The following is an 11,865-nucleotide window of genomic DNA, read 5'->3' on the forward strand; positions in this document are numbered from 1 at the left end:
TTTTTCTGGGCCACGAAAGGAACGGAAGCCATGTCGACTGTTCAATCTGAGGTCAGGCCGCCCCGGGCTCTGCCGGCCGGGCCGGCATCCCTGCACGCCGAGCTGGTCCGCCGCAATCCCGGGGAACCGGAATTCCACCAGGCCGCGCTGGAAGTCCTGGAGACGCTGGCGCCCGTCCTGGCCGCCCGACCCGAATACCGGGAGGCGAAGGTTCTCGAGCGGCTCTGCGAACCCGAGCGGCAGATCATGTTCCGGGTGCCCTGGCAGGACGATTCCGGGGCGATCCACCTCAACCGGGGTTTCCGGGTGGAATTCAACAGCGCCCTCGGCCCGTACAAGGGTGGCCTGCGCTTCCACCCGTCCGTGAACCTCGGCATCGTGAAGTTCCTCGGTTTCGAGCAGATCTTCAAGAACTCCCTCACCGGCCTGAACATCGGCGGCGGCAAGGGCGGCAGCGACTTCGACCCGCGCGGCCGGTCGGACTCCGAAGTGATGCGGTTCTGCCAGTCGTTCATGACCGAACTGCACCGGCACCTCGGGGAGCACACCGATGTGCCCGCCGGGGACATCGGCGTCGGAGGCCGCGAGATCGGCTACCTCTTCGGGCAGTACCGGCGGATCACCAACCGCTGGGAGGCCGGCGTGCTGACCGGCAAGGGCGTGGCGTGGGGCGGCTCCAAGGGCCGTACGGAAGCGACCGGTTACGGCAACGTGCTCTTCACCGAGGAGATGCTCAAGCGGCGCGGCGAGGAGCTGGACGGCCAGCAGGTCGTGGTCTCCGGCTCCGGCAACGTCGCGATCTACACCATCGAGAAGGCACAGGCACTCGGCGCCAACGTGCTGACCTGCTCGGACTCCGGCGGCTACGTCGTCGACGAGAAGGGCATCGACCTGCCGCTGCTCAAGCAGGTCAAGGAAGTCGAACGCGGCCGGATCGGCACGTACGCCGAGCGGCGCGGGGGGTCCGCCACGTACGTGCCCGGTGGGCGGGTGTGGGATGTCGCGTGCGACGTGGCGCTGCCGTCGGCGACCCAGAACGAGCTGGACGCGGACGCCGCCCGGATCCTGGTCCGCAACGGCGTCAAGGCGGTCGGTGAGGGCGCGAACATGCCCACGACGCGGGAGGCGGTGGCCCTGCTGAAGGAGGCGGGCGTGGCGTTCGGCCCCGGCAAGGCCGCCAACGCCGGCGGGGTGGCGACCAGCGCCCTGGAGATGCGGCAGAACTCCTCGCGCGAATCCTGGGCCGCCGAGCGGACCCAGGGCGAACTCGCGACGATCATGCGCGCCATCCACGACACCTGTTTCGAGACCGCCGAGCGGTACGGCCTGCCCGGCGACTACGTGGCGGGCGCGAACATCGCCGGCTTCGAGCGGGTCGCGGACGCGATGCTGGACCAGGGGCTCATCTAGGCCCTGTCACCCAGGTCCGGTCACCGGGCCGTGGCGCGCCGCGCCGTCTCGTTAGGATCGGGGCCATGGGTACGCACTTGATCACGGGCGCAGGGTCGGGCATCGGGGCGGCGGTCGCGCGGCGGCTCGCCGAGCGCGGGGAGGACCTGTGGCTGCTGGCCCGGGACGCGGGGCGCGCCAAGGAGCTGGCCGCCGCGTTCCCCGGCGCCCGCACCCTCGTGGGTGACCTCGCGAACCCGGAGCGGCTTTCCTGGGCGTTCAGCCAGCAGCCGCTGCCGGACCGCCTGGACTCGCTCCAGCACATCGCGGGCGTCATCGAACTGGGCGCGGTCGGTGACCTGCCCGCCAAGGCGTGGCAGCGGCAGCTCGCCGCCAACCTGGTCGCACCCGCCGAGATCACGCGCCTGCTGCTGCCGCTGGTGCGGATGTCCCGGGGCCACGTCGTCTTCGTCAACTCCGGTGCGGGCCTCAACGCGCACGCCCGGTGGAGCGCGTACGCCGCGAGCAAGCACGGCCTGAAGGCGCTGGCCGACTCGCTGCGGGCCGAGGAGCACGCCAACGGGGTCCGGGTGACCTCGGTCTACCCGGGACGTACGGCCACCCCCATGCAGGAGAGCACGCACCAGCAGGAGGGCAAGGAGTACGACCCCTCCCGCTGGATCGACCCGGAGTCGGTGGCGACCACCATCCTGGCCGCCCTCGACCTGCCGCGGGACGCCGAGATCAACGACGTGTCGGTGCGGCCGGGGCGCTGACGCCGCGAGCGTGCCGGGTCGCCCCGGGACCGGGCTCAGTGGTCGACGGAGGGCTGATACCGGGCGGAACCCGGGGCTGATCCGGACGGCGGCGGGACCCGGGGCATCCGGGCCGAATCGGCCCGACCGGCGACGGCCCGCGGGGTGGTCGCCCGCCCGAGGACGGCCCGCCCTGACCCCACCCCGATCCCACCCCGCCCCCGCCACCCACCGCGCCCTGTCCCCTTCCCCGCCGCATACCCTTCCCACGTGAGCGAGAACAGCACGCAGGAGTGGGCCGCGGGCGCGGCGACCGGGATCGGGTCGATGCCGGGCGGCGACGCGCGGGAAGCGGCGAAGACCGTCACCGGGACGCTGGAGACCTTCCCGTATCTGCCGGAACTGCCGGCCCGGGGCCCGGGCGCCGACATGATCGGCCGGACCATCGGAATGCTCGTCGAGGTCTACGCCCACGTCGAGCCCAGCGGCTGGCGGATCAGCGACCGGCCCGGGCGCGACACCCGGCGCGCCCGCTCCTGGCTGGGCGAGGACCTCGACGCCCTGGAGGAGTTCACCCAGGGCTACGAAGGGCCGCTGAAGATCTCGGCCGTCGGCCCGTGGACGCTGGCCGCCTCCCTGGAGCTGCGCAACGGCGAGGCCGCCCTCAGCGACCCCGGGGCCTGCCGGGACCTCGCGGCGTCCCTGGCGGAGGGCCTGCGCGGCCATCTCGCCGACGTACGGCGGCGCGTTCCCGGCGCCAAGATCGTCCTCCAGTTGGACGAGCCGTCGCTGACCGCGGTGCTCCAGGGCCGGGTGAAGGCCGCGAGCGGCTACCGCACCCACCGGGCCGTGGACCGGGCCGTCGTCGAGGGCACCCTGCGCGATCTCGTCGCGGTCGCCGACGGCGGGCCCGTCGTCGTCCACTCGTGCGCGCCCGAGGTGCCGTTCGCGCTGCTGCGCCGGGCCGGTGCCACGGGCGTCTCGTTCGATTTCGCTCTGCTCACCGAGCGTGAGGAGGAGGCGATCGGCGAGGCCGTCGAGGGCGGTACGGCCCTGTTCGCGGGCGTGGTGCCGGGCGTGGACGGCCCATTGTCAGACCCTGCCGGTAGCGTCATGGGTGTCAGGACGCTGTGGCGCAGGCTGGGGCTGTCACCGGGGACTCTCGCCGAGTCCGTGGTCGTCACGCCCTCGTGCGGACTCGCGGGCGCTTCGCCCGCATATGCCCGCACTGCCCTCGCCCACTGCGTCCGGGCCGCGAGATCGCTCGCAGACAACCCTGAGTGACGGCACTCAAGGATCACGGGAGGACAACACAGTGGCTGGCGAACAGCACGCAGCGGTACCCGAGGTGCCCACAGCGGCGCGGGAGAAGCACGCGCAGCTCGCTGAGCAGATCGAGGAGCACCGCTTCCGCTATTACGTGAAGGACGCCCCGGTCATCAGCGACGCGGAGTTCGACACGCTGCTGCGCTCCCTTGAGGCCGTGGAGGAGGAGTACCCGGAGCTGCGTACGCCCGACTCCCCGACCCAGAAGGTCGCCGGGGCGTACGCCACCGAATTCGGCGAGGTCGCGCACCGCGAGCGGATGCTCTCCCTGGACAACGCCTTCGACGACGAGGAACTCTCCGCCTGGGCCGAGCGGCTGGCCGCCGAGCTGGGCGGCGACCCCGAGAGCGCCGGCTACCACTTCCTGTGCGAGCTGAAGGTCGACGGCCTCGCCGTCAACCTCACCTACGAACGGGGCCGGCTGACCCGCGCCGCCACCCGCGGCGACGGCCGCACCGGCGAGGACATCACCCCCAACGTCCGCACCATCACCGAGATCCCGCACCGCCTGAAGGGCGAGCGGATCCCGGAGCTGGTCGAGGTCCGCGGGGAGGTCTACTTCCCCATGGAGAAGTTCCTCGAACTCAACGCCCGCCTGGTGGCCGAGGGCAAGCCGCCGTTCGCCAACCCGCGGAACGCCGCGGCCGGTTCGCTGCGCCAGAAGGACCCCAAGGTCACGGCCTCCCGCCCGCTCCACATGGTCGTCCACGGCACCGGCGCCCGCGAGGGCTTCGCCATCGACCGCCAGTCCCAGGCGTACGACCTGCTGCGCGAATGGGGCCTGCCGACGGCCACCCACAACAAGGTCGTCGGCTCCCTGAAGGAAGTGCGCGAGTTCATCGCCCACTACGGCGACGCCGAGACCCGCCGCACCGCCGTCGAGCACGAGATCGACGGTGTGGTCGTCAAACTGGACGAAATCCCCCTCCAGGGGCGTCTGGGCTCCACCTCCCGCGCACCGCGCTGGGCCATCGCCTGGAAGTACCCGCCCGAGGAGGTCAACACCAAGCTGCTGGACATCCGCGTCGGCGTCGGCCGCACGGGCCGGGTCACGCCGTACGCCGTGGTCGAGCCGGTCACGGTCGCCGGGTCCGAGGTGGAGTTCGCCACCCTGCACAACCAGGACGTGGTCAAGGCCAAGGGCGTGTTGATCGGGGACACCGTCGTGCTGCGCAAGGCGGGCGACGTCATCCCCGAGATCCTCGGCCCGGTCGTCGACCTGCGGGACGGCGGCGAACGGGAGTTCGCGATGCCGGCCGAGTGCCCCGAGTGCGGCGCGGCGCTCCAGCCCGCCAAGGAGGGCGACATCGACCTGCGCTGTCCCAACGCCCGGTCCTGCCCCGCCCAGATCCGCGAGCGGCTGTTCTACCTCGCCGGCCGCAAGTGCCTGGACATCGAGAACTTCGGCTATGTCGCGGCCACGGCGCTCAGCCAGCCGCTGGAGCCGGCCGAGCCGCCCCTGAAGGACGAGGGCGACCTGTTCAGCCTCTCCATCGAGCAGCTCCTGCCCATCAAGTCCTACGTCCTGGACCCCGACTCCGGTCTGCCCAAGCGCGATCCGAAGACCGGCGAGGAGAAGGTCGTCACCTTCTTCGCCAACCAGAAGGGCGAGCCGAAGAAGAACGCCCTCGCCATGCTGGAGAACATCCAGGCCGCCAAGGAGCGTCCGCTGGCCAGGATCATCACCGGTCTGTCGATCCGTCACGTCGGCCCGGTCGCGGCGCAGGCGCTGGCCCGGGAGTTCCGCTCGCTGGACCGCATCCGCGAGGCCGGCGAGGAGGAACTCGCCGCCGTCGACGGCGTCGGACCGACCATCGCGGCCTCCCTCAAGCAGTGGTTCGCCGTCGACTGGCACCAGCAGATCATCGAACGCTGGCGGGCCGCCGGCGTCCGGATGGAGGAGGAACAAGAGGGCGAGGAAGGCCCGCGCCCTCTCGAAGGCGTCACCGTCGTCGTAACGGGCACACTTCAATCACACACGAGAGATGGCGCGAAAGAGGCCCTCCAGCGGCTCGGAGCGAAGGTGACCGGATCCGTTTCGAAGAAGACCGGTTTCGTGGTGGTGGGAGACAACCCGGGTTCCAAGTACGACAAAGCCATGCAGTTGAAGGTCCCCGTGCTGGATGATGACGGCTTCGCGGTGCTGCTGGAAGAGGGTCCCGACGCGGCACGAGCGGTAGCTGTCACTCCGCCTGAGGAGGAGTGAGGAGTCAGCCCATCGGCGCATACCAGATGGATCCGCGAGGTCGGGTCGCATTCGGGCAACCGCTGCCGATCGCTGCCCGTGGCGGCGTTCCGCGGCCTACTGTTGAGGTGTGCGCCTGCCGTGGCGCGGGCACAGCCGGCTGTGAGAGGGATCGGAATGAAACCGACCGACAGCGCCGCTCCGGCGTCGCGGCTCCGCCGGCACGTCATGCCCGCGTTGCCCGCGGCCATCATCATCGCGGCGGGCCTCGCGCTCGCCACCGGTGTGCTCCGGACACTCGGCGAAGGTGAGGCGCTGTTCCCGGGACGGACCGTCGGCTGGTCGCTGGCGGTCCTCACCGGTGTCATCGTCGGCCACCTCGTCGCCCTCGGCCGCGACCGCTGGTGGGGCGGCACCGGCTCCGGCGCCGCCCTCGCCCTGGCCGTCCTGCTCCTGTACGGCTGGATGCCGGCCGTCCTGGTCAGCCTCGCCGTCGTCGTCCTGGTCGGCGCGGCCCGCCGGCACCGCTGGCGGCAGGCCGTGGTGCATGGCGCCGTCGACATCCTCGGCCTCGGCGCCGCCGCCCTCGGCCTCGCCGCGTTCGGCGTCGACTCCAGCGTCCGCCACCCGTGGGCACCGGACACCTGGGACCTCTCCGTCCTCCCCGAGGTCGTCACCGCCGCCGCCGGCTACCTCCTCGTCAGCCGCGCCCTGCTGTGGGTCTCCCTCGCGCCGCGCACCGGCGGCCTGCCCACCATCGCCCGAACGGCCCTGGCCCGGCAGGCCCTTGTCGGCGTCGCCCTGCTCGGCATCTCGCCCCTGATCGCCGTCTGCGCCGTCCACGCGCCGCTGCTGCTGCCGCTGTTCGCCGTCCCCCTCATCGCGCTGGACTCCACCTTGTGGATAGCCCGCGCCCGCGCCGAGGAGCAACTGCGCGACCCGCTCACCGGCCTGCCCAACCGCCAGTGGCTGCTGGAGCGCACCTGGACCGCGCTGGACGAGGCCGAGCGGGTCGGCGCCCGCTCCGCGCTCGTCCTGATCGACCTCGACCGCTTCCGTTCCGTCAACGACACCCTCGGCCACCTCGCCGGCGACCGGCTGCTGCTCCAGATCGCCGACCGGCTGCGGCACGCCCTGCCGCGCGGCGCCGAGGCCGCCCGGCTCGGCGGCGACGAATTCGCCGTCCTGCTGCCCACCACCGACTCCCTCACCAGCTCCCAGCGGGTGGCCCGCCACCTCGTCGCCGCCCTGGGCTCCCCCCTGGACCTCGACGGCCTGACCCTCGTCCTGGAAGCCAGCGCGGGGGTCGCCGTCTTCCCCGACCACGCCCTCGACGCCGAAGGGCTGCTGCGCCGCGCCGATGTGGCGATGTACCAGGCCAAGCGGGACCGCAGCGGCGTCGAGCTCTACGAAGCCAAGCGCGACGGCAACACCCCCGACCGGCTCGGCCTGCTGGGCGACCTGCGCCGCGCCCTGGACGCCGGCGACGTGGAGTTGCACTACCAGCCCAAGGTGGGATTCGACGGACATGTCGCCGGGCTGGAGGCGCTGGTCCGCTGGGTGCATCCCGACCGCGGCAGAGTGCCACCGGACGAGTTCATCGCCATCGCCGAGTCCTCGGGCCTGATGCCGCGCCTGACGGAGTACGTCCTGGAGACCGCCCTGGCCCAGGTCGCCCGCTGGCGGGCGATGGGCCTGGAGGTCCCCGTCGCCGTCAACGTCTCCCCGCGCGACGTGCACTCCCCGGGCTTCGCCGGCGCCGTCGCCGCGCGGCTGGCCCGGCACCGCGTCCCCCCGGGCGCGCTCCAACTGGAGATAACCGAGCACGTCCTCCTGGAGGACCCGCAGCGGGCCGCCGACACCCTCGCCGGGCTCACCGCCCACGGCGTGAAGATGTCCCTGGACGACTTCGGCACCGGCTACTCCTCCCTCGTCCACCTGCGGCGCCTCCCGGTCAGCGAACTCAAGATCGACCGCTCCTTCGTGGCCCGGCTGGCCGTCGACAACGAAGACGCCGAGATCGTGCGCTGCACCCTCGACCTTGCCCACTCCCTGGGCCTGCTGGTCGTCGCCGAGGGCGTCGAGGACGACGAGACCTGGGAGCGGCTGCGCGATCTCGGTTGCGACGCCGTACAGGGCTGGCTGGTGGCCGCCGCGATGCCACCGGACGAGACCACGGCCTGGCTGCGCGCCCGCGGCGAGCACGGCTGGCACCGCGAATCGGAGACGGCCGCCCTGGCGGCGGAGAAGGCAGCCGAACGCCCTTCGGGACAGGTCCTGAACTGAGGACCCGGCCACCGGCCGTCCCGTGTCCCCGCTCCGAACCTCCCTCGCAGGCCCCACCACCTCAGCTCCCGCCCGGCGCTCACGAGGGTCAGACCCCGCACGAGCGGTCGACCGCGCACGAGTGCCCGACCGCGCACGAGCGGCCGGCCCCGCACGACCGGCCGGGCGATCCCGCCGAGCCCGGCGACGCCGCGGATCCCGGGGATCCGGCCGAGCCGCCCCCGCCCCGTTCGTGACGCCCGCCGGGCCCCGGCGACAATCCCTGCGAGACTCGCATCGCATTGGCAATAGGATTGAGTCCGCATACCTGCCAAGAACACTCCGCCAAGAACACCAGAGGATCGCCGCATGCCTGGCATCACGCGCGAGGAGGTCGCCCACCTCGCCCGGCTGGCACGTCTGGAGCTGAAGGCCGAAGAGCTCGACCACTTCGCCGGACAGCTCGACGACATCATCGGCGCGGTCGCCCGCGTCTCCGAGGTCGCCGATCAAGACGTACCGCCGACCTCCCACCCGCTGCCCCTGACCAACGTCATGCGCGCGGACGAGGTCCGTCCGTCGCTGACCCCCGAGCAGGCGCTCTCCGGCGCCCCGGCCCAGGAGCAGCGGCGTTTCAAGGTGCCGCAGATCCTGGGGGAGGAGTGACCGACATGGCTGACCTGATCAAGCTCACCGCCGCCGAGACCGCGGCGAAGATCGCCTCCGGCGAGGTCACGGCCGTCGAGGTGACCGAGGCCCATCTCGCCCGCATCGAGGCCGTCGACGAGAAGGTGAACGCCTTCCTGCACGTCGACCGCGAGGGCGCGCTCGCCCAGGCCCGCGCCGTGGACGACAAGCGGGCCCGCGGCGAGAAGCTCGGCCCGCTGGCCGGCGTCCCGCTCGCGCTCAAGGACATCTTCACCACGGAGGGCGTCCCCACCACCGTCGGCTCGAAGATGTTGGAGGGCTGGCTCCCGCCCTACGACGCGACGCTGACCAAGAAGCTCAAGGCCGCCGACGTCGTCATCCTCGGCAAGACCAACATGGACGAGTTCGCCATGGGGTCCTCCACCGAGAACAGCGCCTACGGCCCGACCGGCAACCCCTGGGACCTCACCCGCATCCCCGGCGGCTCCGGCGGCGGCTCCGCGGCCGCCCTCGCCTCCTACGAGGCCCCGCTCGCCATCGGCACGGACACCGGCGGCTCCATCCGCCAGCCCGCCGCCGTCACCGGCACGGTCGGCGTCAAGCCCACCTACGGCGCGGTCTCCCGCTACGGCATGGTCGCCTTCTCCTCCTCCCTCGACCAGGGCGGCCCGTGCGCCCGCACGGTCCTGGACGCGGCGCTGCTCCACGAGGTCATCGCCGGCCACGACGAGCTGGACTCCACCTCCATCGACGCCCCGGTCCCGCCGGTCGTCGAGGCGGCCCGCAACGGCGACGTGCGCGGGATGCGCGTCGGCGTCGTCAAGCAGTTCCGCGGCGAGGGCTACCAGGCCGGCGTGCTCCAGCGGTTCGACGAGTCCGTCGCGCTGCTGACGGAGCTGGGCGCCGAGATCGTCGAGCTGGACTGCCCGTCCTTCGACCTGGCGCTGGCGGCGTACTACCTCATCGCGCCGTCCGAGTGCTCCTCCAACCTGGCCCGCTTCGACGCCATGCGCTACGGCCTGCGGGTCGGCGACGACGGCACGAAGTCCGCCGAGGACGTCACGGCCCTGACCCGTGAGGCCGGCTTCGGCGACGAGGTCAAGCGCCGCATCATCCTCGGCACGTACGCGCTCAGCTCGGGCTACTACGACGCGTACTACGGCTCGGCCCAGAAGGTGCGGACGCTGATCACCCGCGATTTCGAGAAGGCTTTCGAGCGGGTCGACGTGATCGTTTCGCCGACCACGCCGACCACCGCCTTCCCGATCGGCGAACGCGCCGACGACCCGATGGCGATGTACCTCGCCGACCTGTGCACGATCCCCACCAACCTGGCGGGCAACGCGGCCATGTCACTGCCCTGCGGCCTGGCGCCCGAGGACGGGCTGCCGGTGGGTCTGCAGATCATCGCGCCCGCCATGGCCGACGACCGGCTCTACAAGGTCGGTGCCGCGGTCGAGGCCGCGTTCACCGCCCGGTGGGGCCACCCGCTGCTTGAGGAGGCACCGTCCCTGTGAGTGGAAAGCTCGCCAAGGCCAAGAGCTTCAAGAAGTCCAAGGCCGGTACGTACCTGTCCATCGGCACCACGCTGTTCGGCGCGGTGAGCGTCGTCAAGCAGGCGAAGCGGGCCAGGGGGGAGCGCGACACGCTCCAACTGGTCGACGCCGTCGTCTCCGCCGCCGCCATCGCCACCGGCGTCGCCCTGCTCCTGCGCGAACTGCGCCGTCTGGGCGACGACGACGTCCTCGCGGGCTGAGCGGCTCCGGACCTGAGAGGTTAGTTTTCCGTGACCGTCACTGAACTGGTGTCGTACGACGACGCGTTGGCCACCTATGACCCCGTGATGGGTCTTGAGGTGCACGTCGAACTGGGCACCAAGACCAAGATGTTCTGCGGGTGCGCCACCACCCTGGGCGGCGACGCCAACTCGCAGACCTGCCCCACCTGCCTGGGCCTGCCCGGCTCGCTGCCGGTCGTCAACGCGATCGCCGTCGAGTCCGCCATCAAGATCGGCCTGGCCCTGAACTGCTCCATCGCCGAATGGTGCCGCTTCGCCCGGAAGAACTACTTCTATCCGGACATGCCGAAGAACTTCCAGACCTCCCAGTACGACGAGCCGATCGCCTTCGACGGCTACCTCGACGTACAACTGGAGGACGGCGAGGTCTTCCGCGTCGAGATCGAGCGCGCCCACATGGAGGAGGACACCGGCAAGTCCACCCACGTCGGTGGCGCGACCGGCCGCATCCACGGCGCCTCGCACTCCCTGTTGGACTACAACCGCGCCGGCATCCCGCTCATCGAGATCGTCACCAAGCCCATCGAGGGCGCGGGCGAGCGGGCCCCGGAGGTCGCCAAGGCCTACGTCGCCGAACTGCGCGAACTCATCCGGGCGCTGGGCGTCTCCGAGGCGCGCATGGAGCAGGGCCAGATGCGCTGCGACGTGAACCTGTCCCTGCGGCCCCAGGGCGCCGAGAAGTTCGGCACCCGCAGCGAGACCAAGAACGTCAACTCGCTGCGGTCCGTCGAGCGGGCCGCCCGGTTCGAGATCCAGCGGCACGCGGCGGTGCTGTCCTCCGGCGGCACGATCGTGCAGGAGACCCGGCACTTCCACGAGGAGGACGGCTCCACCACCGCCGGCCGCATCAAGGACAACGCCGAGGACTACCGCTACTTCCCCGAGCCGGACCTGGTGCCGGTGGCCCCCGCGCGCGCGTGGGTGGAGGAACTGCGGGCCGCGCTGCCCGAGCTGCCGCGGGTGCGCCGGAACCGGCTGCGCGAGGAGTGGGGCGTCTCCGCCCACGACATGCAGTCGATCCTCAACGCCGGTGCCGTCGACCTGATCACCGCCACCGTCGACGCCGGCGCGGACCCCGCCTCGGCCCGCAAGTGGTGGATGGGCGAGCTGGCCCGCCGCGCCAACGAGGACGGCGTGGACCTGTCCGCCCTGCCGATCACCCCCGAGCAGGTCGCCCGGGTCACCGCGCTGGTCGCCGAGGGCTCCCTCAACGACAAGCTGGCCCGCCAGACCATCGAGGGCGTGCTGGCCGGCGAGGGCGCCCCGGACACCGTCGTCGAGAAGCGCGGCCTGAAGGTCGTCTCCGATGAGGGCGCGCTGGGCACCGCCGTCGACGAGGCGATCGCCGCCAACGCCGCCATCGCCGACAAGATCCGCGGTGGCAAGGTCGCCGCGGCCGGCGCCCTGGTCGGCGCGGTCATGAAGGCCACCCGCGGCCAGGCCGACGCGGCCCGGGTGCGGGAGCTGATCCTGGAGAAGCTGGGCGTCGAGGGCTGACG

General features: G+C 71.9%; 9 protein-coding genes. All 9 read left to right on the forward strand.

What is annotated here, in order from left to right:
- Positions 1–30: 30 nt before the first annotated feature.
- The 9 genes from gdhA to gatB all read left to right on the forward strand — a co-directional run bounded on the left by gdhA (position 31) and on the right by gatB (position 11,863).
- Entirely contained in the window at positions 31–1,410 is a 1,380-nt protein-coding gene (gene gdhA, locus ACZ45Z_RS13860) for an NADP-specific glutamate dehydrogenase (protein WP_468361217.1), read from the forward strand.
- Between the two features lie 65 nt (positions 1,411–1,475).
- Complete coding sequence (locus ACZ45Z_RS13865) at positions 1,476–2,165, forward strand: SDR family oxidoreductase (RefSeq protein WP_468361220.1); 690 nt, start codon at positions 1,476–1,478, stop codon at positions 2,163–2,165.
- 249 nt (positions 2,166–2,414) lie between these two features.
- Entirely contained in the window at positions 2,415–3,428 is a 1,014-nt protein-coding gene (locus ACZ45Z_RS13870; protein WP_468361223.1) for a methionine synthase, read from the forward strand.
- A gap of 31 nt (positions 3,429–3,459) precedes the next feature.
- A complete protein-coding gene (ligA, locus tag ACZ45Z_RS13875; protein ID WP_468361226.1) occupies positions 3,460–5,676 on the forward strand; it encodes an NAD-dependent DNA ligase LigA in 2,217 nt (738 codons plus the stop codon).
- A 156-nt stretch (positions 5,677–5,832) separates the two neighbouring features.
- Complete coding sequence (locus tag ACZ45Z_RS13880; protein ID WP_468361229.1) at positions 5,833–7,941, forward strand: putative bifunctional diguanylate cyclase/phosphodiesterase; 2,109 nt, start codon at positions 5,833–5,835, stop codon at positions 7,939–7,941.
- A 348-nt stretch (positions 7,942–8,289) separates the two neighbouring features.
- Positions 8,290–8,586, forward strand: coding sequence for an Asp-tRNA(Asn)/Glu-tRNA(Gln) amidotransferase subunit GatC (gatC, locus tag ACZ45Z_RS13885; protein ID WP_468361232.1), 297 nt, complete (start codon positions 8,290–8,292; stop codon positions 8,584–8,586).
- A 5-nt stretch (positions 8,587–8,591) separates the two neighbouring features.
- Positions 8,592–10,085 (forward strand): Asp-tRNA(Asn)/Glu-tRNA(Gln) amidotransferase subunit GatA, encoded by a 1,494-nt coding sequence (gatA, locus tag ACZ45Z_RS13890; RefSeq protein ID WP_468361235.1) that lies wholly within the window; start codon positions 8,592–8,594, stop codon positions 10,083–10,085.
- Positions 10,082–10,324 (forward strand): hypothetical protein, encoded by a 243-nt coding sequence (locus ACZ45Z_RS13895; RefSeq protein ID WP_468361239.1) that lies wholly within the window; start codon positions 10,082–10,084, stop codon positions 10,322–10,324. The genes gatA and ACZ45Z_RS13895 overlap by 4 nt, the downstream gene beginning before the upstream one ends.
- A 30-nt stretch (positions 10,325–10,354) precedes the next feature.
- Complete coding sequence (gene gatB, locus ACZ45Z_RS13900) at positions 10,355–11,863, forward strand: Asp-tRNA(Asn)/Glu-tRNA(Gln) amidotransferase subunit GatB (RefSeq protein ID WP_468361242.1); 1,509 nt, start codon at positions 10,355–10,357, stop codon at positions 11,861–11,863.
- Positions 11,864–11,865: the final 2 nt, after the last annotated feature.

The organism is Streptomyces sp. NPDC031210 (genome assembly GCF_055570395.1).